This window comes from Amorphus sp. 3PC139-8 (assembly GCF_040750475.1).
Lineage (GTDB): Bacteria > Pseudomonadota > Alphaproteobacteria > Rhizobiales > Amorphaceae > Amorphus.
This window is the reverse complement of record NZ_JABJVY010000038.1, coordinates 17,413-36,853: the sequence shown is the minus strand read 5'-3', so window position 1 is coordinate 36,853 and position 19,441 is coordinate 17,413. Positions and strand designations below refer to the sequence as shown.

At 64.8% G+C, this 19,441-nt stretch carries 16 protein-coding genes and 2 pseudogenes; 2 read left to right on the top strand and 16 right to left on the bottom strand.

Features of this window, described 5'->3' with window-relative positions; all coding sequences use genetic code 11:
• Positions 1 to 63: 63 nt before the first annotated feature.
• Positions 64 to 507, top strand: a complete 444-nt coding sequence (locus HNS03_RS23655; RefSeq protein WP_367198510.1) for a flavin reductase family protein — start codon at positions 64 to 66, stop codon at positions 505 to 507.
• A 253-nt stretch (positions 508 to 760) separates the two neighbouring features.
• Here HNS03_RS23655 and HNS03_RS23650 read toward each other — a convergent pair whose 3' ends face one another.
• Together HNS03_RS23650 and HNS03_RS23645 are read right to left on the bottom strand one after the other, a co-directional pair.
• A complete protein-coding gene (locus HNS03_RS23650) occupies positions 761 to 2,563 on the bottom strand; it encodes a DEAD/DEAH box helicase (RefSeq protein WP_367198508.1) in 1,803 nt (600 codons plus the stop codon).
• 431 nt (positions 2,564 to 2,994) lie between these two features.
• A pseudogene (locus HNS03_RS23645) lies at positions 2,995 to 3,755 on the bottom strand (IS5 family transposase).
• Positions 3,756 to 3,912: 157 nt separating this feature from the next.
• On the opposite strand from HNS03_RS23645, the pseudogene HNS03_RS23640 reads away from it, so the two are divergent.
• Positions 3,913 to 4,575: pseudogene (locus tag HNS03_RS23640) on the top strand (IS630 family transposase); the annotation flags it as partial.
• A 146-nt stretch (positions 4,576 to 4,721) separates the two neighbouring features.
• On the opposite strand, the gene HNS03_RS23635 reads toward HNS03_RS23640, so the two are convergent.
• From HNS03_RS23635 to HNS03_RS23570, 14 genes are all read right to left on the bottom strand, one after another.
• The gene (locus tag HNS03_RS23635) at positions 4,722 to 4,856 is read right to left on the bottom strand and encodes a hypothetical protein (RefSeq protein WP_367198511.1); all 135 of its coding nucleotides are present in this window, start codon (positions 4,854 to 4,856) and stop codon (positions 4,722 to 4,724) included.
• Between the two features lie 187 nt (positions 4,857 to 5,043).
• The gene (locus HNS03_RS23630; protein WP_367198507.1) at positions 5,044 to 5,523 is read right to left on the bottom strand and encodes a hypothetical protein; all 480 of its coding nucleotides are present in this window, start codon (positions 5,521 to 5,523) and stop codon (positions 5,044 to 5,046) included.
• 541 nt (positions 5,524 to 6,064) lie between these two features.
• Entirely contained in the window at positions 6,065 to 6,454 is a 390-nt protein-coding gene (locus HNS03_RS23625; protein WP_367198506.1) for a DUF302 domain-containing protein, read from the bottom strand.
• 247 nt (positions 6,455 to 6,701) lie between these two features.
• Positions 6,702 to 7,376 carry a L,D-transpeptidase gene (locus tag HNS03_RS23620; RefSeq protein ID WP_367198505.1) on the bottom strand — a complete coding sequence of 225 codons (675 nt, stop codon included), beginning with the start codon at positions 7,374 to 7,376 and terminating at the stop codon, positions 6,702 to 6,704.
• Positions 7,377 to 8,038: 662 nt separating this feature from the next.
• Positions 8,039 to 9,427, bottom strand: coding sequence for a multicopper oxidase family protein (locus tag HNS03_RS23615; protein WP_367198504.1), 1,389 nt, complete (start codon positions 9,425 to 9,427; stop codon positions 8,039 to 8,041).
• Between the two features lie 214 nt (positions 9,428 to 9,641).
• Positions 9,642 to 11,063, bottom strand: a complete 1,422-nt coding sequence (locus HNS03_RS23610; protein WP_367198503.1) for an NADH-quinone oxidoreductase subunit N — start codon at positions 11,061 to 11,063, stop codon at positions 9,642 to 9,644.
• 1 nt (position 11,064) lies between these two features.
• Positions 11,065 to 12,555, bottom strand: a complete 1,491-nt coding sequence (locus tag HNS03_RS23605) for a NuoM family protein (RefSeq protein ID WP_367198502.1) — start codon at positions 12,553 to 12,555, stop codon at positions 11,065 to 11,067.
• Between the two features lie 3 nt (positions 12,556 to 12,558).
• Positions 12,559 to 14,460, bottom strand: coding sequence for an NADH-quinone oxidoreductase subunit L (locus tag HNS03_RS23600; RefSeq protein WP_367198501.1), 1,902 nt, complete (start codon positions 14,458 to 14,460; stop codon positions 12,559 to 12,561).
• Entirely contained in the window at positions 14,460 to 14,765 is a 306-nt protein-coding gene (gene nuoK, locus HNS03_RS23595) for an NADH-quinone oxidoreductase subunit NuoK (protein WP_367198500.1), read from the bottom strand. The genes HNS03_RS23600 and nuoK overlap by 1 nt, the downstream gene beginning before the upstream one ends.
• Before the next feature lie 16 nt (positions 14,766 to 14,781).
• The gene (locus tag HNS03_RS23590) at positions 14,782 to 15,387 is read right to left on the bottom strand and encodes an NADH-quinone oxidoreductase subunit J (protein ID WP_367198499.1); all 606 of its coding nucleotides are present in this window, start codon (positions 15,385 to 15,387) and stop codon (positions 14,782 to 14,784) included.
• A complete protein-coding gene (locus HNS03_RS23585; protein WP_367198498.1) occupies positions 15,378 to 16,298 on the bottom strand; it encodes a complex I subunit 1 family protein in 921 nt (306 codons plus the stop codon). The genes HNS03_RS23590 and HNS03_RS23585 overlap by 10 nt, the downstream gene beginning before the upstream one ends.
• On the bottom strand, positions 16,298 to 17,398 hold the full coding sequence (locus HNS03_RS23580; protein ID WP_367198497.1) for a hypothetical protein: 1,101 nt from the start codon (positions 17,396 to 17,398) through the stop codon (positions 16,298 to 16,300). The genes HNS03_RS23585 and HNS03_RS23580 overlap by 1 nt, the downstream gene beginning before the upstream one ends.
• Positions 17,389 to 17,742, bottom strand: coding sequence for an NADH-quinone oxidoreductase subunit A (locus HNS03_RS23575; RefSeq protein ID WP_367198496.1), 354 nt, complete (start codon positions 17,740 to 17,742; stop codon positions 17,389 to 17,391). Before HNS03_RS23575 ends, HNS03_RS23580 begins: the two co-directional genes overlap by 10 nt.
• A gap of 251 nt (positions 17,743 to 17,993) precedes the next feature.
• The gene (locus tag HNS03_RS23570; protein WP_367198509.1) at positions 17,994 to 19,256 is read right to left on the bottom strand and encodes a winged helix-turn-helix domain-containing protein; all 1,263 of its coding nucleotides are present in this window, start codon (positions 19,254 to 19,256) and stop codon (positions 17,994 to 17,996) included.
• Between the last annotated feature and the right edge of the window lie 185 nt (positions 19,257 to 19,441).

Genomic DNA, 19,441 nt, shown 5'->3' with positions numbered 1-19,441 from the left:
TCTCCGAGGGCGGTTGAAGCGTGGTAACTCCAATCTCCTCGGTCAGGCCCGAATGAACAACCTATCGAAACTCCACATCTAGCCTCCGGCATCGCGCTGGTGACGACGATGGTGGATGACAGGCGCTCGGGCCTCGTTGCAACGTCCGTCATCTCGGTGAGCGCCGATCCGGCCAGCCTACTCGTCTGCACCAATCATGCGACCTCCGCCCATGATGCGATCGACCGCGCAGGCATGTTCTGCGTCAACATTTTAGGCGAAGGCGACGAGGAGATCGCCGCACAGTTCTCGTCCAGCCAACGGCGCGACGAGCGCTTCCTGACCGGCAATTGGCAGGTCGGGCCGGGCGGCATGCCGGTCCTCGGTACGGCTTTGGCGTGGTTTGAATGCGCGGTAGAGGTGCGTCTGGCCCACCACAGCCACACGATTTTCATCGCGCGACCAACGACGATCGATCTCGGTAGCCCTGGAAGGCCGCTCGTTTACTACGACCAAACCTTTCTCTAAGTGTTTGATCCTATGCTGTTGAGGAAACAATCTTTTCGTCCCGAGTGGAACGATGCGCGATCGCGCGACGCGCCGTAGCGCTTGCGTAAAGACCCGATGGATACCTTTAACGACCCTCTCGTCTGTGTTCCGGGTGCCTATCTCGACTTCGTTCATATGAATGGCTGCGATGCGCCCAAGTCGGTCGGTCCATCGGCCGGGAGTCGCTCCCGAAAGCAGGGAGTCAGGCGGCCCAAGGCGTAAATCGCCCCGATCAGGTTGGGCGCTTCGGTTTGCGGCCCTTCGGTTTCGACGGTTTGCCGCGATCGGCCGAGGCGGCCTGGTGTTTGTGGCCTGGCTTGCCGCCCTGCTTGAATTTTGGTTTCGCTTGTCTCGGCTTTGCGCTGGTCTCGCCGGCCGGCGCGATCTTGATGCCGCGCTCGAGGCTGCCGGGCTGCTTGAGCTTTTCCGCAAAGCCGGCGGCCTTGTCGGCGGAGATTTCGAAACGGGTTTCGGTGTCGTCGATCCTAATCGCGCCGACATCGCGTTTCGTCACCCCGCCGGCGTTGCAGATCATCGGCAGCAGGAATTTCGGATCGGCGCGATGCTTGCGTCCGAGCGAGATGGTGAACCAGACGCCGTCCTGCATGTCCGGGCCTCGCGGCTCGCGAACCGACGCGGATTTGTCTGCGGACCTGCGGTCGCGAGCGGACGTCTTGTTCTTGAGCGCTTCGGCGGGAAGCGGCAGGAGGTCCTCGGGAACGGGGTGGGCTGCCAATTGCTGGCGAACGAACGCCGCCGCGATGCGCTGCGGCCCCACCCGGTCCAGCAATTCGGCGACGAATTCCGCCTCCGCTTCGTCGGGTTCGGCGGCAGAGGCGGCGGCATCGATGATCCGCCGGCGGGTGCGCGCCTCGATATCGGCAATGCCGGGCGCCGCACGGACGGTCGCCGTCAGCTTCGCCAATGCAAGCACGCGCTGAACCGCGCCACGCCTATTTTCCGGAACGATGAGCACGCAGACGCCCTTTCGACCGGCACGGCCGGTCCGGCCGGACCGATGCAGCAAGGTTTCCGGCTTGCTCGGCACGTCGGCGTGGACCACGAGGTCGAGGTTCGGAAGGTCGATGCCGCGCGCTGCGACATCGGTCGCCACGCAGACACGCGAGCGCCCGTCGCGCATGGATTGCAGCGCATTCGACCGCTCCGATTGCGCCATCTCACCCGAAAGTGACACCACTGCGAAGCCGCGATTTGCAAGACGCGCCGTGAGATGGCGAACCGCTTCACGTGTGTGGCAGAACACCAGCGCGCTTGAGCTGTCGGAATCGAGCAGCGTATTGATGATTGCGTGTTCGCGCTCGTCGCGCCGCACCAGCATCAACTGGTATTCGATGTCGGCATGCTGCTCGGTGGACGCGGTCGTCTCGATGCGCACCGCGTTCTTCTGCACGGTCCTGGCGAGCTCCGCGATGCCGCGCCGCACGGTCGCCGAAAACAAGAGCGTGCGGCGCTCCCGCGGCGCGGCGCCGAGGATGAATTCCAGATCGTCGCGAAACCCGAGATCCAGCATCTCGTCGGCTTCGTCGAGAACCACCACACGAACGGCGCTCAGGTCCAGCGCTCCCCGCGTGATGTGATCGCGCAGGCGTCCGGGAGTGCCGACGACGAGATGGGCGCCACGGGCGAGTGCACGGCGTTCGTTGCGCATGTCCATGCCGCCCACGCAGGTCGCGATCCTGACCTCAGCTGCCGCGTAGAGCCATTCGAGTTCCCTTTGGACCTGAATGGCAAGTTCGCGCGTCGGCGCGATGACCAGACCGAGCGGCGCGCCGGCGGCGTCGAAACGCTCGTCGCTTCCAAGCAGCGTTGGCGCGACCGCGATGCCGAAGGCAACGGTCTTTCCCGAGCCCGTCTGCGCCGAGACCAACAGATCGGCGTCACCGTGATCTTCATTCGTCATCGCCATTTGAACCGGGGTCAGCTCGCTGTAGCCTTTCGCCGCGAGGGCGGAGGCAAGCGCCGGATGGATGGCGGCGATCGGGGATGTGGCGTTGGAATCGGTATTCGGCGTCATCGTCATTACCTTTGCGAGTCGCCAAATATCATCATGTGCGCGCTCTGGGCAGCGATAGTCTGCCGGGATCTCCGCCCCTTGGAAAGCTGGGCTGATGACGACACCCAGCGAAATTGACCGGGGGGCGGAGCCGGGACGCTGCCCAGGCACAGGTCGGACAACCAGCTGACAAAGTGGTGAGCGGGTTGATCTGAAAGTTATTCACCCGTCGGCTCCCGGGCAGTTGCCCGGAAACCGGCCTGTACGCTACCGGCCAGTGGCTGCATTCTGGTTCCTCCACACATGTCGGCATTGGTTTTCAAGCGGTGTCCGTCAACTCGCGAATTGGGCGTTGCGCCAGTTCCCACTTTCTTCTCGCCGGACTGTTTTATTTCAAGGGGATAGCCGGATGGTCGATTTTGTGTCGAAAGCTGTCCTAGGAGGCGGACTCATTAAGCGTTGATCCAGATGCGGATGGCGGCGAGTTTGAGGGCTGCGAGGAAGTTATCGGCGCGCCGGTCGTAACGCGTTGCAAGTCCTCGCATCTGCTTGATGCGATTGAAGAAGCGTTCGACGAGATTGCGCTGACGGTAGACCTAGCGGCTGAACGCGAAGGTGCCCTTGCGGATTGACCGCGGCGGGATGTTTGCCCAGGCATTGCGGCTGGCGACGAAGGAGCGGATGCCATCGGTGTCGTAGGCTTTGTCGGCGATGACGGTGGTGCCGGGCGCAACAGCGTCGAGCAGCTTGGTCGCCATCGGCGCATCGCCCGCTTGTCCAGCGGTCAGTTCAAGACGCACCGGACGGCCTTCGGCATCGACGAGGGCATGGATTTTGGTGGTCAGGCCGCCACGGGAATGTCCCATGCCAGGATCGGCAGGCCCCCTTTTTTAGCGCCGGCACCATGCTGGTGGACGCGGACGCAAGAAGAGTCGATCATCACGATGTCGCCGTCGTAAGCCTCGGAAACTGCGGCCAGAAGGCGATCCCACACGCCGGCGGCCCGCCAACGAGAGAAGCGATTGTAGAGCGTCGTGCGTGGACCGTAGCGCTCGGGAACATCGCGCCAGGACGAGCCGGTGCGAAACCGCCACAGGATTCCGTTGATCACCCGACGATCGTCGACGCGGGCGACACCGCGGCTGTTGCGTGGCAGCAAGGGCTCTATAACCGCCCATTCCTGATCCGTCAGTTCGTGGCGGCGCATGGCAATCCCCTTTCCAGGAGATTGAATCAGATCACGCCACTTCGATGAACCCGTTTATGGGGACACTTCCTAGAGCATGTCGTGTGGATTTTGAATCGGAGAGGGGATTCCTTTGGGGGGATGGATCTGATTCAAACTGCATACTGGGCGGAGGCCGGCATGCATGACCAAACCCTATTCCAATGATCTTCGCGAACGGGTCGTGGCCGCGGTGCTTGCGTGCGAGCCGGTACGCTCGGTTGCCAAGCGCTTCGATGTCGCGGTGTCGTCGGTGGTCAAGTGGCACCGGCGCTACCGAACGACCGGCTCGCTTGCCCCGTCCCGCATGGGCGCGCGCCGCAGGTTCGTTCTGGACGGCCACCGGGATCTCATTCTGCAGGCGATCGCAACCACTCCGCATCTGAGTGTGCGCCGGCTGCAGGCGCTTCTGGCCGATCACGGCGTGACGGTCTCGCATCACGCCGTCTGGCAGTTCCTCAGGCGCGAGGGCCTCAGCTTCAAAAAACACCATGTTCGCCCTGGAGCAGGCCCGAAGGGACATTGCCCGCCGGCGTGAGCGCTGGAAGATCTGGCAACCCCATCTCGACCCGCAGCGCCTGGTGTTCCTCGACGAGACCTGGATCAAGACCAACATGGCGCCGCGCTATGGCGGGGCGGCGAAGGGCGAGCGCTTGCGGGCGTTTGCCCCGCACGGCCACTGGCGTACCATGACGTTCCTCGCGGCGTTGCGCTGCGACGGGCTCACCGCCCCTTGCGTCTTCGACAGCCCGATCAACGGCTGTTCCGCGCCTATGTCGAACAGATGCTGGTGCCGACGCTCAGACCTGAAGTGTTGTCGGAAACGGAAAATCTGTTGCGGATTGACGATCCGACAGACGGTTTCAGATCAGAATGACTTCGGCAACACAGTCGACCCGCGGCGAAGCTGGGCGACGGTGTTGCCGCCGCCCAGCTCTGTGGTTTGGTATGGCCTCAGTTCTTCAGATATTTGACCAGGGCTGCGATTGCCAGAACGAGCAGGATGAGGATCAAGATCCACACGAGGCCACCGCCCCACATCGATCCACCCCACATCCAGCCGCCGTTCTCGCCCATCATGTCGTACATTGTCGGGCTCCTTCGCCCTCACCGGATCGTCGAACCGACGAAGCGGACGTGTCCGTCCGTCTCATCGCATGTCTAGACCCACTCCGCTTTTGTCGGAGTCACGGAGCGGGTCCAAGTTCTCGTTTCAACGCATTTCCGAGCGGCCAACCAGGTTTCGCTTGGCCCGGAAACGCTCTAAACGACAGATCTATTCGTCGTCGTCTTGGAGCCGACGTGGACCGATCTCGTCCATCTCAAGTTGGCCATCGCCGTTTTTGTCGAGATAGTTGAACATTCTCGTATGGACGGCCTGAAATTCCTCAAGCGAGAGCTTACCGTCGCCGTTGGTGTCCAGCATGATGATCATCATGGTGGGCCGCGTCATGCCGCCACCCATCATCATGCCCGGGCCCATCATTTGAGGGCCCCAGCGGTGCCGCATCATGTTCGGCCCATCGTAATCGTCGTTCATCATCCATGGCCCCATGCCGCGGCCAGCCCATGGCATCCTGCCGTGTGGCCCATAGCGGTAGGATTGGCCGTCGCCGGGTCGGGCGTCGTCACCGCTGGACTGACCCTGCATCATGCCCATCCCCTGACGGTTCATCATGGATCCCTGCTGGGCATGGGCGAAGGAGAAGCTGGCCGCAAGCGCCGCGACGGTGAGCGTGAGTGTCGAAAGTTTCATGTCGTCACGTTTCCTGTCTGAGATTCAATTCGAATTTCCAAAGCGGGAAATCGACGCCGGTTCTGGCCGACGTCGCCGATCTCTCAGAGCGTTCGCGGGGGCGGGGCCTCCGGAACGGGAATCCTGTCGCTCCAGACGACGGCGGATTGCAGTGCGCGACAACGACCGTCCGGATTGTCGAGCTGGAGGGATAGGTCGGTCGGCAGAAACAGAGCGCAGCCGGCGTGGCCCACATGCCCCGGACAGCAGCAGCGAAGTCTGCTGCGGGGATGGCAATCGGCATTCGCATGCGTCTCGCTTGCTGGCGCGAGCGGCTGGCAGACCACGATCGTCGCCGAAGCCTCTGCCTCGAAGGGGCCAGTGAGCATCGCCGTCAAAAAGATCAGGCCGAGCACGGCCACAAAACGCCGAAGGACCGGTCGCGCGCATTCACGCTGCAGACGCGGGCCTTGCCGGAGCCGCGTTGGCCCGTCACCTTGTGCCGACGAGCATCTACCGGTTTTTGACCGCGATCCGCGCAGGCGTGATGGCGAGAAAGCCATTAGAGGCGATCCACAACCGCATGCAGCTTCTGCCGCACCGTCTGTGCGATGTCGTCTAGCTTGTCGTTGCCAACGGCCTGCATCGAGGCTACCGGATCGATGGCGGCGACCTCGACCTGGTGGTCTCCCGTTTCCTGTACGATGACATTGCACGGAAGCATCGTGCCGATTTTGTCTTCCGCCTGAAGCGCTTCGTGGGCGAGCGGAGGGTTGCAGGCGCCGAGGATGCGGTAGTTTCGAAAATCCGCCCCCAGCTTCTCCTTCATCGTACTGCGGACATCGATGTCGGTCAGCACGCCGAACCCTTCTGCTTTCAGCGCAGCGATCACTTCTGCCACCGCCGCATCGAAATTGTCTGCGTCGAGCGTCTTCGCGAAATAGTAGCTCATCGGGACGACCTCGCCGGGGTGAAAGCGAATTTTAGATAACACTAATCTAAAAAGTGGCATGGTTTTGGCGCTCGGCCTGTCAAAGGGCACGGACGGCGGCACGGGTATTGTTTCCGCTCCGCCAGCTCCGGTATGGGCCGCCCCAGAGCGTTTCCAGGAGAAGAGGAAAATCGCCTCGCCGGTCGGAAACGCGCCAAAACCAAGACTTGGGCCGCATTCTCACGTACAATGAAACGCGGGAACGAGCCTATGCGACAATGGGGGCATTGGGTGGCCGCACGATGACACGGGTTCCGTTCGGTACGCGGTTGTAGAGATCGATGATGTCCTGGTTCAGCAAGCGGACACAGCCGGACGAGACCGCGCGACCGATCGAATAGGCTTCTTGCGTCCCATGTAGCCGGTAGAGCGTATCGACCTTGCCCTCGAACAGGTAGAGAGCGCGGGCGCCCAGCGGATTGCCGAGGCCCGGCTCCATTCCGCCGCGATATTTCTCAAGTTCCGGATCCCGTTCGATCATTTCCGCAGGCGGGGTCCACGTCGGCCACTCCCGCTTGAAGGGGATACGGGCCTCACCGTTCCACCCGAACCCTTGGCGGCCGAGACCGACGCCGTAGCGCATGGCTCGTCCGTTCTCCATGGTCCAGTAGAGATAGTTGCTTGCGGTATCGACCACGATGGTGCCCGGTCGTTCGCCGGTCGGGTCGTCGACTTCGCGTCGCCAGAATTTGGGGTCGACTTGGCTTAGATCGACGGCCGGGATCGGGAAACGTTCGTTCGGAAGCGGCCCGTAGATTGTCTTGTAGTAGGCGGGGATCGGCGGTTCGCGCGTCGTCTGCGGGTCCGGCGTTGCGGTCGTGGTGCACCCGCCGAGAAGGGCTGCCCCGCCGCCGACGAGCAGGGTTCGTCTGCTGATCTTCATGCGCGCACCACCCGAACCGGGGCGGTAAAGTCGCTCGATGGGCTACGAACGAATGCGTAAGCTGCGCCGATGGCGCGCTGTGTGCACGATGTCATGATTGTCTCTCCTTTGCGCTGGTCTGAGATGTGCGCGCGGACGCGCCCTCAGGAACTCAGCGCGGCGGAGGGACATCGACCCGTCCCGATGTTCCAGGCCGCGTGGAATCCACGGCGTACACCGGAACCTCTTCGCTACCGCTCAGAGAGCGGGACGAGTGGACGAGGGTGGCGATTGCCAATCCGGAACAGGGAACGCTTGAGCCGAGACAGTGTCTGTTGCGCTGCGTAACGGTTGAGCAGACGGTCCGGTCGCAGGTCTTGCCGAGGGATGCGAGGGTCTGGTGCGGTCTGATCCGAGACGTCGGCAGATCTCCGAACGTCGAGGTGACGTCAGGTCCTGTCGAGGCGTGCGCACTGGCGAACGATGCGGTCCCGCCGCCTCCGAGAAGGAGCGCCAGGAGAAGGACCAGGCAGGTTGCCATTCGACGGATCATGGCGCTGCTCTGCGACTGCGGTGACAAACTGTCAAGATTGCCAGGGGTGGACGACGATCACGGTCTCGGCATCGAGCGCGAGAGCCTTCGTCTTCTTCGACCGCTCCCGGTTGCCGGATCGCAGACTGAGTCAGGCAACCCGGATCCAGGTCATCATACCGCCGGCTGCGTGCTCCAGCATGTGGCAATGGAGCAGCCAGTCGCCCGGGTTGTCCGCCACGAAGGCGATTTCCGCCTTGTCGCCGCGCTCCATAAGCAGGGTATCGCGCAGCGGCCCGAGTGATCCGCCCGACATCACCTGGCGGAAGTGATGGCCATGCAGGTGCATGGCGTGAGGCCAGGCCGTGTCGTTGGTGATCGCAATCCGGATCGTCTCGCCGCGATCGGCCGCAATGAGCGGCTCGCGGGGCAAGTCGGCCATGCCATTGAACGCCCAGATCTTGCCGGCCTGCGCCATTTGCTGGATGCCCATCATCCGCCCGCCCATCATGGCGCCACGCATGCCGCCCATGGCTCCGCCCTCCATCAGGAGGTCGGCCTTTCGTGCCGACGACAGCGCACCGAACGCCGCCACGGGGTTGGCGGGCAGCGCCTTAGGAGTAGCCAGTCGCTCTGCTCTCGCCTCGCCGTCGACGGCAAAAGTCGCGATCTTGAAGGCGCCGTCCCTGTCCCGGCTGACGAGGGCGGCCTCTTTGCCGTCTTCCGCCGTCACGTCGACGATCAGATCGGCGCGCTGAGCGGGCGCCAGAACGAGGCTGTCGAGCGGTTGCGGGGCATCGAGCGGCATGCCGTCGAGCGCGACGACCCAGCCTTCGAGCCCCCGCGTCGCGAGCGCGAAGATCCGCGCGTTCGCCACGTTCACGAGCCTGAGACGCAGCCGGGTATTGCGGGAGACGGTCGTGCGCCAGCGTCCGTCGCCGTTCACCGTGATCCAGTTGCCGATCCGGCCGGCGTGGGCCCAGTCGTGGATGTTGTCGAAACCGTCGGCGATCTGCGCGGTTTCGGTGAGCCGCCAGTCGTCGATCAGGAGAACCTCGTCGCGGTCGACCTCCGGCGCGCCTTGCGGCTCTTCCACGATCAACGCACCGTAGAGGCCACGGGCCATTTGCTCATAGCTGCGCGTGTGGGGGTGGTACCAGTAGGTCCCGGCATCGGGAACTCGGAAGTCATAGTGGAATGCGTCACCCGCCGCGACTGGGCTTTGAGTCAGATCCGGCACGCCGTCCATCGCGTTGTCGATGCGCACGCCATGCCAATGTACCGTAGACGGCTGAGAGAGCCGGTTGAGGAAGCGGCGGGAGACCGGCTCGCCCTGGCGCACCCGGATGATCGGCCCCGGGACCTGTCCATCGAACCCCCAGATCGCCGTTTCCGGATATCCGTCGGGAACGAGCCGCGCCTTGCCCGGCCGGGCCGCCAGATCCACGCTCGTCGCGGCGAACACGGGCTTGGGCAGGACGGCGGCGGTCAGTCCGCCGGCCAGGAGAGACGTAAAACCGCGACGGGTCAGATCTGTCATGTACATGTTCCGGAGGTGAGCGTCGGCCCCAGAAGAGGCTGGGGCCTCGTCACCGATGTTGGAAGAGTTATCCAACGATACGAATGCAGCTTCCACCAACGGGAAGGTCAACAGCCTATTTGAGAGTGTCTCGTCTCACTCGTGTCGCGCGATCGAGCGAGAGGCGGGCCTGGTTCGCCTCGTTCGCTGTGCGGAAACGCGGCAAATAAGGAGTCTAGGACGCGGTCACGGGTAGCAAAGATGCTGTCTGAAACAGCGCGAGAAGGGTGCCTGCGGCAAGGCCGAGAACGACGATCGAAGCTCCGCCGATCGTCATGCAGGCGGAGGACCACCTGCCGAGGATCTGAGGCTGCGAGCCCTCTGCCTTCCCGAAGGAGAGGGGACCGATCACTCTGAGATAGTAGAAGAGCGAGGCGACGGTGTTCGCGATCGCCACGATGGCGAGCCAGGCATAACCGCCCTCGATCGTGGCCACGAAGAGTTCGAGCTTGCCGACGAAGCCGGCGAGCGGCGGGATACCGACGAGCGAGAGAAAACTCAGGACCAGGATGGTGGCTGCCACCGGGCGCGTTGCGGCGAGGCCGGCATAATCGCGCCGGTCGGTACGCCCGCGCAAATGGCCGACGACAGCGAAAGCGGCCAGGTTCGCCGCCGCATATCCGAGCAGAAAGAACAGGAGCGCCGGGATGGCTTGTTCGGTCAGACCCACGACCGTGACCGCCATCAGCGCGTAGCCCGATTGCGAGACAGAGGACCAGCCGATCAGCCGACGGACATCATCCTGCCAGAGGGCGGCAAGGTTGCCGAGGGTCATCGTCAGCACCGAGAGGACGGCGATCACCGGTCGAATGGCGAAGGCGTCCGTTGGGAACAGGTCGACAAGGCGCGCAAGTGCGATCGCCGCGCCGATTTTCGGTGCGACCGTGAGGAAGGCGGCCGCCGGCACCGGTGCGGCCTCGGCCACGTCGGGCATCCAGGCATGGGCGGGCACGGCGCCGAGCTTGAAGGCGAGGCCCACCACGACGAGGCCGAAGCCAAGCATCAGGAGCGGCGCGCTCGCGCCTGCGCCCAAGGCGGTTTCCATCTTGGCGAAGTCGGTTGTGCCCGCCATCCCCAGCATCAAGACGACACCGGTGACCATGACCGTGTTGGCCAGCGCGCCGACGAGGAAATATTTCATCCCGGCCTCGACCGAGGTGCCCCAGTCGCGGTGATAGGCGGCGAGCGTATAGCCGGTGACGGAGGACAGAAGCGCGCCCATCACAACTTGCATCAGGTCTGAGGCCCCGGCGAGCGCCATTGCGCCGAGACAGGAGAACAAAAGCACGGCGTAAAACTCGCCATGGCGCCGGTCGGTCTTCACCCAGTCGGGCGAAAGGCCGAGAGCGACGGCGGTCGTGGCAAGGATCATCAGTCGAGCCCAGGTGCTCGCTCCGTCGAGCGCCCATACGCCGGAGAATGTGAGCCTACTTGAGCCAACCTGCATGGTGCAGAGTAGGAGGGAGACGGCGATGCCGACGAGCGCCAGCCAGGCGCACCATGCCTGCCGGTCGCGTGGCAGGAAGGTCGCCGCCAGCAGCACCGCAACGGCGGTCAACAGGACTGCGATTTCCGGAAGGATGTCGCCGAGGGGCATCTCATCCGCCTTCGATTAAGGCGCGGGTGCCGGCTCCGATCAGGTCCAGGAGCCACGCGGGCCAGATGCCGATCAGTACGACCAGAAAGAGGAGCACCGAGACAACCCATATTTCCGGTCCGCGCAGGTCCGGGAAATGGGCGCGCTGAGGCGGCAGATCACCGAAGAACAGGCTTTGCACCATGACCAGGAACAACGCCGCCGTGATCAGGATCCCGAGCAGGCCGAGTGCGGCCAGCCACGGATAGACGGCGAAGGTGCCGGTGAAGATTTGGAATTCGGCGACGAAGCCCGCAAGCGCCGGCAGGCCGAAGCTCGCAAAGGTGGCAAGGACGGTGGCTGCGGTCAGCTTCGGCGCGATCCGAGCCAAGCCGCCATAGTTGTCGAGATCGTAGGATTGCGCGCGCTGCCAGAAGGCACCGGCGATCAGGAAAAGCGAGCCGGTGATGAGGCCGTGGGCGACCATCTCGGTCACGGCGCCCGTCAGCGCCAGGTCGCGTGCTGCGGTGCTGCCTTTGGCCGTGAACGCGCCGGCTGCGGCGATGCCGAGCACCGTGTAGCCCATGTGATTGACTGAGGTGTAGGCAATCCGGCGTTTCAGGTTCTTCTGCGCGAAGGCGACGAGAGCGCCCCACAGGATCGAGACCAGAGCAAGGATGCCGATCGGCAGTGCCCAGCGGGCGAAGGTTTCCGACATCATCGACATCGGAATCCGCACGATCCCGTAGGTCCCCATCTTCAATAGTACGCCCGCCAGGATCGCCGAGGCAGGTCCCGGTGCGTCGACATGGGCCGGCGGCAGCCAGGTGTGGAAGGGCACGAGTGGTGTCTTGATCGCGAAGCCCAGGAGGAAGCCGAGAAGCACCAGACTTGCGCCCGCCCCGGCTGAAAGCGGCTGGTCGGCGATCAGCGTGCGCATGTCGAAAGTCAGGGGATCGTGCGACAGCGCCAGCGCGATGATGGCGAGCAGGATCGCGAGCGAACCGGCGAGCGTGTAGACGAAGAATTTCAGCGCCGCCGCCTTGGCGTCGCCGTGGCCCCAGCGACCGATCAGGAAGTACATACCGACGAGGCTCAAGTCGAAGAAGACGTAGAAGATCAGGAGATCCAGCGTCAGGAAAAGGCCGAGCGACACCCCTTCGAGGAACAGGAACCAGGCGTAGTATTGGCGTGTCCGCCCCATCGTATCCGCGGGCCAGGTGACGGCTGCGATGAAGAGGAGCGCCGTCATCAACGACAGGGCGAGCGCGATGCCGTCGACACCAACCCGCCAGGCGACCCCGAGCGTGGGAATCCAGGGCGCCTCTGCAACCGACTGAAACGCGGGTGCGCTCGGGCTCGTATCGAACCCGATCCAGACAATGACCAGCAGCAGCAGCGGGACGGCGGAGACGATGATCGCCGCAAAGCGGGCCTGCGCCTCGGCGAGTTTCGGCGAGATAGCCAGGACCAGCGCACCGGCGATGGGGATGAGGATCGAAAGCGTCAGCATCTGTCAGGCCACGATGATCAGAACGACGACGAGAAGGGCCGCGCCTCCGCCGAGGAGCGCGTAATATTGGTGTGTCAGTCCGGTTTGGAGCTGGCGTGCCTCTGCGCCGCCGAACCCGACAATCCCGGCCGTGCCGCGCGGTAGACCGTCCGTGACGAACTCACCGACGGTGTCTCCCAGACGGGCCAACCAAACACCGAAGGCGGCCGCCAGACGAACGCCCCGGTCGACGACGAAGGTATCGGAGAGCGACGCGTGAGACGCGATACCCTTACCGGTCGCCGCGACGAGCCGGGGAACGGCATCGAACACGGCGTCGTCGAACCATGCCGCGCTTGTTGCGAGGCGAGAAAACGGCCGGGTGATACCGAGCCGGATCGCGCTGGGTAGACCGAGCCAGTCCGATAGAGCCGCACCGGTGCCGACCTTTCCGAGTGCGGGGGCCGTGCGCGCAAGACTGGCGCCGGCAAGCAGACCGAGCGCCACCAGGGCCAGCGAAGCGATGAGTTCGGCGAGCGTCGAGGAGGGAATCTCGGCGCCGAAGGCGGTCGCGACGGCGTCGTGGATCGCTGGATACCAAAGGGCCGAAAGCAGCAGCGAAAAACCGGCGAGAAGGCCGACGCCACAATATTCGAGGCGGCCCGGTCCACTGCCGCCAGCGGCCTCCCGCCTGCCGAAGGCCATCAACTGGAAGCGCGCGGCGTAGGCGGCGCTGAGGCCGCCGGCCAGCATGACCCCTGCGGCGAGCCACAGGCCGCGATGACCGGCTACGGCGACGATCTCCTCCTTGGTCCAAGCGCCGGCAAGCGGCGGAACACCGCCGAGCGTCAGAGCGCCCAGCGCGCTCAGGGCGGCAACGGAGGGCAACGCCCGGCCGAAACCCATGCGATCGAGCTCGTAGGTGCCGGCCTTTTCGCCGGCGATTCCCGCCGCGAGGAACAGCAGCGCCTTGAAGCCAGCGTGGGCAACGAGATGAAGGAGCGCGACCAGCGGATAACCGGCGCCCACCGCCACGAACATCAGGCCGTAGTGAGCGGAGGTGGAAGCGGCGAGCAGCTTCTTGGCATGCGGCTGGAGCGCGGCGACGAGGCCGCCGGCAAGGGCCGTGACGAGGCCGATGCCAATCGCGGCCGGCGCGAATGCCGGCTCCTGGTGGAGCACCGGGTGCAGCCGGATCAGCACATAGGCGCCGGCTGCGACCATGGTTGCGGCGTGAAGGAGCGCGGAAACGGAGGTGGGGCCTGCCATGGCGCGAAACAGCCAAGGTGAAAAAGGCACCTGTCCGGACTTCGCAGCCGCCGAAACCAGGATGCCGAATGCGACCATCTCGATCATTGGGGAGGGCAGTCCTGCGAGATCGGCGTAAGCGAAGGAGCCGGCGCCCGCGAAGGCAGCCATGGCGGCGAGGAACAGGCCGAGATCGCCGAACCGCGTGGTGACGAAGGCGTAGAGCCCGCCGCGCGGATTGTCCGGATCGCGCCAGTCGTGACCGATTAACGCCCACGAGCAGGCGCCGACGATCTCCCAACCGATCAGAAGCGTCAGGAGGTCCGCAGCGACGACGAGGAGTTCCATGCCGCCGACGAAGAGCAGCAGGAGCACAATCAGTCGCTTCAGGCCGCGTTCGCTCTCATGGCCGGCGGCATAAAGCAGCACCGGCAGCGCAATCAAAGGCACCAGGATCGCCATGGTCGCCGCCATCGGCGTCAGCGCAGCGGTGAGGCGGAGCTGGTCGCTCCAACCGATCGCGCCGGTCCAGCCGAAACCGGCGGCGACGATGGCCACGGCTAGCGTCACGCCGGTCGTGCCACTCGAAACCGTGGCGAGCCCGAACCGCGTCCGCATGTCGCTGGCGAACGTGATGGCGGCTCCGAGGGCAGGGGCTATGGCGAGCAGGAACAGCATCAGTTTTTCAGTGTCGTCAGGCTTTCCGTCACGTCGGCCTGCCGCTTTCGATAGACGGCGACGATGAGGGCGAACCCGACCGCCATATCAACGGCCATGACCGCCATGACGATGATGGCCATGAGCTGGCCCTCCGGCGCACCGCCGAGGCCGTAGGACCAGAAGCCGATGGCGGCCAGCAGCGTTCCGTTCAGCATCAACTCGAGCCCCATCATCAGCATCACGAAGGACTGCTGCGAAAGCGCGCCGTAGAGGCCGATGCCGATCAGCGCGGCAGCGACGATCAGGACAGTGGTTAGTGTCATCCTGGCGCCTCCCGGCTCAGTGGTGATGATGGTGGCCGCCGCCACCCTGCACGGGCTGCCGGCCTGCAGGCTCCCCGCCGACCTCCAGCCCCGGCGGCCGCGAGCCCTCGTCTGCCGCGCCGAAGCGTCCCGACCGGCTCGACAGGACGACGGCGCCGACCATGGTGGCGAGCAGCGTCACGCCGGCGGTCTCGAAGATCAGCATGGAGTTGCCGAGAAGCTCGACGCCGAGGTCGTGGACGACAGGCGCGCCCGGATCGACGCGATCGTCTGGCAGGTCGGTGAACAGGACCGCCGCCGTCAGGCCGACGAAGGCGAAGACGCCAGCGCCGATTGCGAGCTGGTGCTGGTGCACCATCATCATCGGGTTGAGGCCGGCCGGGTTCATCATGAACATGACCATGAACAGGGCCATGACCATCATTTCGACGGCCATCATGAACACCGTGGCGAGCCCGATATAGGGCGCCGCCAGGAGCAGCATGATCAGCCCGACCGCGATGAACGACATCATCAGGAGGAAGGACGCGCGCACCATGGAATCGGTGGCGAAGACCCGCCAGCCGGACAGGATCGCCACGGTCGAAAGCAGCAGGAAAGCAGCGTCGTCGATCAGCCCCATATCAGAAGCTCCGCGCCGACGAGGACGAGGTCCAGGAAGGACAGCGGCAAAAGCACCGTCCAGATGAAGGTCATCATCCGGGAAGGCGGCATGCGTGCAAGCAGATGCCCGGCCGCGATCAGGACGGCGAGGACGACACCCGATTTGAGGATCAGCCAGAGGGCCCCCGGTAGAACCGGCCCGAGATAGCCGCCGAGAAAGACCGCGCTCGCCATCACCGAGACCGAGGCGAGCATGGCGAGGCGCGCGAACTGCCACGCGGCGAGCTGAGCACCCGAGGCTTCGGCGCGCGTGCCGCCGATAAGGTCGTCGGAATCGGCGTAGTCGAAGGGTCCCCGCAGCGTGAGCGACAGGCCCAGCAGCAGGAACAACGGCAGGCCGATCGGCTGGCGCACCACATTCCAGATCTCGCGCTGGGACTCGACGATCGCGGCGACAGAGAGCGATTCCGCCGGGAGGGCAGCGGCGATAAGGACGAACATGCTGATCAGCATTACCGGCAGGCCGATCGCCACGTAGCGGTAGCCGCCGATGAGCGGGAATTCCGAGTTGGCGGACCAGCCGTGCAGGAAGACGACCACGACCGTCAGCGCCTCGCAGGCGCCCCAAAGTACGATGCCGGCATCGAAATCTGCGGCGACAACACCGGGCGCGAGGGGAACCACGCTCAGGCCCAGCGCGGCGAGCGCCAGATAGGCCACGGGGGCGAGGCGCCAGTTGAGGCGGTCGGGCGCTTCCGTCGTGGTGGTCTGCCGGCTCAGATGGGCGGCGAGGTCGTGCAGCGGGCGAACCGCAGCCGTGCGAACGCGATCTCCGGCGACGAGGGCATTCCCGGCGCGGTCGAGGATGGCGGCAAGCCAAGCACCGAAGAGGAGCAGGAGGAGAACGGAAAGGATCGCGACGGCCTGCATCACGCCGCTCCACGCATCTGGTCTTGGTGCCCGTCGTGGTCGTGGGGCTCCGGCGCGTCTTTCTCCTCCTCGGAGTGGGCTTTGTCCTCCCGTTTCTCGATCGGGCACATCCCCGTAAGCGTGGCGATATCGAAGCTGTTGAGGACGAGCATCGCCTCGCTCCACTCCAGGCCCGGCAACAGATCCACGAGTGTTCTATCTGGCGCTCGCGCTTCGGCGGTCTCGCCGGAAGCCACTTCCCACCAGGCCGCAAGCCGGTCCCGAACGTCTGCGCCACCGACCCGGCCGAGCCCGGGCGGGATCGCTTGTCCGGAGCCGGACCATTTGACCAGACGGCGCAGGCGGCGGACACCGGCGGCTTTGCCGTCGCCGACGGACGCCAGCCTCAGCGCCCTGGCGGCTTGCCCCGTCAGGCCGAGCAGCCGGAGTTGCCGTGCAATCCGCCGCAAAGCGGCGGAAGGGCCAGACTGTTCTTCCTGCGGCAGCGGCGGGCGCAACACCTTGGCAAACTGGATGACGTCGCCCTGTAGCGTGATGCGAAGCTTCAGGCCGGGCGGGAAGACCGGGAGGAACGGTCCGAACTCTGCCGTATAGGGATCGAGCTGAAGTCCATCCCTTAGGTCGTCGCCGGTCATCGCCATGGGCCGGCCGTAGGGTGTGCCGCCCATCATGCCTTCTCCACCCTGGCCGTGGTCGCCCTTGCCGCGCCACGGGTTGGGTGGCGTGTCGGGTTGAAGATCCGGCTCGCTCGGACGCCCTTCCTCGATAAGGCTGCGATACACGCTGGCGATCGTCGCCGCCGCGTCGTCTTCGACCGACACAACTGGCGGGTCCGCAATCTGAATCGCAGGGTCTGTCCGCCAGAATACGGTCGCTCGGGGATGCGGCAGTTGGTCGTGTAGCCGGCACAGGTCGCTGCGATCTTCGTCGCGCAAGGGGCCGGCGACGAGCAGGATGGCTGCGTGGCGCGGGCTCTGTTGAACCGAAATACGGGGATCGAGCGAGAGATCGTCGACTGCCGCCAAGGCGTCAGTGCCAATGGCGGCATGGACCGGTACCGGCCCGCGAAGCGCGAGGCGGCGAAGGGCAGCTACTGCCATTTGAAGATGCCCTCGCGCCAGCCGTAGAGGATGCCGATCGAGAGGATGGCGAGAAACATCCCCATCTCGACCATCGCCTTCGCGCCTTCCTTCACGAAAACGACGGCCCATGGGTACATGAACATCATCTCCATCTCGAAGGCGATGAAGAGAAGGGTCATGGAGTAGTAGCGGACGTGATAGCGCTGCCAGGCGTGGGTCTCAGGCGCGCCGCCGCCCAGGAGAGGAACCTTTTGCGGATCGGTGGTGGGCACATGGGCCGCCTTCCGGCCAATCAGAAAGACGGCCAGAGCGACGAGGGCGGCAGCTGTTCCAGCGATGGTGGCGCCAGCAAGCGCGGTCACGAAATGCCCCTTCGACGATATCGTCTTGACGACTTAACCGGTGCGACCCCCGTATCGTTCCGAGCCTTGGGTTCACTTCTGTGTTTCGAGCGATGTTCGGACCCACCCGGTTCATGCAACGTGGTCGGCCTTCGGGAGTGTGCCCAAGCGCTCTTGGCTTTCGGGCGGCGTGCAATCGCTTTTGAGCGTCTGAGTTCTCTACTAATCGGTCGGTATGGGGCTGGGTCGGCGGAAATTCGGTCGCCTGGGGTTCACTGGCCGTCCGGATCGAGAATGTCTTCATACGCCGCAGCCTTGCCTGCCGCGCTTTCCGGATCGGCGTTGGAGTCGAGCGAGGCAGCGCCAAGTCTTTCGCTCGACGCGGTGTCAAGGCGCGACAGCCCCAGCCAGGCCGCCATCAAATGCAGCTCTTCCAGGAGGACTTCGGCCGTATGTCGCGGCGCATGCGCTTCGAAGCTCGCATTTTGAACGACCAACGCACCGGCTTGGCGGTCCGCCTTCAGGTCGACCCGCGCGACGAGCGTGCCGTCGAGCAGGAAAGGGAGCACGTAATAACCGTGCTGACGTTTGTCGGCGGGCGTATAGATCTCGAGGCGGTAGCGAAACCCGAACAGTCGCTCGGTGCGCTCGCGGCGCCAGACGAGTGGATCGAAAGGGGACAGGAGCGCGGCGCCTGCAAGGCCCCGTCCCGCCCGGGCCTCGCGGTGAAGATAAGCCTGCTGCCGCCATCCGCGGACCCTCACCGGGGTGATCGTGCCCTCCTCGATGAGCTGTTCGATCGGCTCGGCCACATCTGCCGCCGGGATACGGTAATAGTCACGCAGGTCGGCTGCGGTCGCGACACCGAGCGACTGCGCGGCGCGTGCGAGCAGCTCCCGGCGAGCGTCAACGCCGGAGGGTGTTGGTGCTTCGAGTATGGAGCGAGGCAGCGCGCGCTCCGGCAGATCGTATACGCGCTCGAAGGTTCCACCTCGATGGGTCGCCGCGACAAGCCCCGCCCAGAACAGCCATTCGAGCGCATGCTTGGCGTCGCTCCAGACCCACATGCCTTTGCGCGCGGTCGGCTCGCCCAGCTGGGAGGCGGCGAGCGGTCCTTCTGTGGCTATGCGCTCCAGCACCGCGTCGGCTTCAGCGCGCCGCTCCGCCGCAAACGGTTGAAGACGTCGCCAGACACCCTCGCCCCGTCGGGCACGCGCCATCCGCCAGCGCAGCAGTGGCTGGTGGTCGATCGACAGCAGCGACGCTTCGTGGCCCCAATATTCGAAGAAGCGCCGGGGTCGCTGCACCGTGATCTGGTCGAGCAGTGTTCGATCATAGCGGCCGAGCCGCGAGAAAAGCGGAAGATAGTGCGCGCGAACCAGAACGTTGACACTGTCGATCTGGAGGAGCCCGAGACGCGCGATCGCACGGCGCAGCCGCATGGGTGTGACGGCCGTTTCGCGATCCCGCGCATTGAAGCCTTGGGCGGTGAGCGCGATCCGACGCGCCTCGGCCGGGGAGATCTCCGACTTCAGGGTTCCCTCCCGCAACTGTCGATGGCTCCGATCTCCGCGAGGGGCGGCAAGATTTCGGCGGGCACCATTACCTCCGAGAAGCGCACCGGAAGATCCGGATCGTCGTCTTCGCGCGTCATGCGATACGGGTTCAGAAGAAAGGTCTAACGGTCCGAGCTCCAGGGCTACATCGCATTGCGCGCCGT

What these genes read in the sequence shown, in the direction of transcription:
- HNS03_RS23600 (WP_367198501.1), bottom strand. Translation starts at nt 14,460, where the DNA reads ATGCTGTTCCTGCTCGCCATAGCCCCTGCCCTCGGAGCCGCCATCACG.
- HNS03_RS23590 (WP_367198499.1), bottom strand. Translation starts at nt 15,387, where the DNA reads ATGGGGCTGATCGACGACGCTGCTTTCCTGCTGCTTTCGACCGTGGCG.
- HNS03_RS23650 (WP_367198508.1), bottom strand. Translation starts at nt 2,563, where the DNA reads ATGACGCCGAATACCGATTCCAACGCCACATCCCCGATCGCCGCCATC.
- HNS03_RS23630 (WP_367198507.1), bottom strand. Translation starts at nt 5,523, where the DNA reads ATGAAACTTTCGACACTCACGCTCACCGTCGCGGCGCTTGCGGCCAGC.
- HNS03_RS23610 (WP_367198503.1), bottom strand. Translation starts at nt 11,063, where the DNA reads ATGCCCCTCGGCGACATCCTTCCGGAAATCGCAGTCCTGTTGACCGCC.
- HNS03_RS23635 (WP_367198511.1), bottom strand. Translation starts at nt 4,856, where the DNA reads ATGTACGACATGATGGGCGAGAACGGCGGCTGGATGTGGGGTGGATCG.
- HNS03_RS23605 (WP_367198502.1), bottom strand. Translation starts at nt 12,555, where the DNA reads ATGCTGACGCTTTCGATCCTCATCCCCATCGCCGGTGCGCTGGTCCTG.
- HNS03_RS23580 (WP_367198497.1), bottom strand. Translation starts at nt 17,398, where the DNA reads ATGGCAGTAGCTGCCCTTCGCCGCCTCGCGCTTCGCGGGCCGGTACCG.
- HNS03_RS23620 (WP_367198505.1), bottom strand. Translation starts at nt 7,376, where the DNA reads ATGAAGATCAGCAGACGAACCCTGCTCGTCGGCGGCGGGGCAGCCCTT.
- HNS03_RS23625 (WP_367198506.1), bottom strand. Translation starts at nt 6,454, where the DNA reads ATGAGCTACTATTTCGCGAAGACGCTCGACGCAGACAATTTCGATGCG.
- HNS03_RS23615 (WP_367198504.1), bottom strand. Translation starts at nt 9,427, where the DNA reads ATGACAGATCTGACCCGTCGCGGTTTTACGTCTCTCCTGGCCGGCGGA.
- nuoK (WP_367198500.1), bottom strand. Translation starts at nt 14,765, where the DNA reads ATGACACTAACCACTGTCCTGATCGTCGCTGCCGCGCTGATCGGCATC.
- HNS03_RS23585 (WP_367198498.1), bottom strand. Translation starts at nt 16,298, where the DNA reads ATGCAGGCCGTCGCGATCCTTTCCGTTCTCCTCCTGCTCCTCTTCGGT.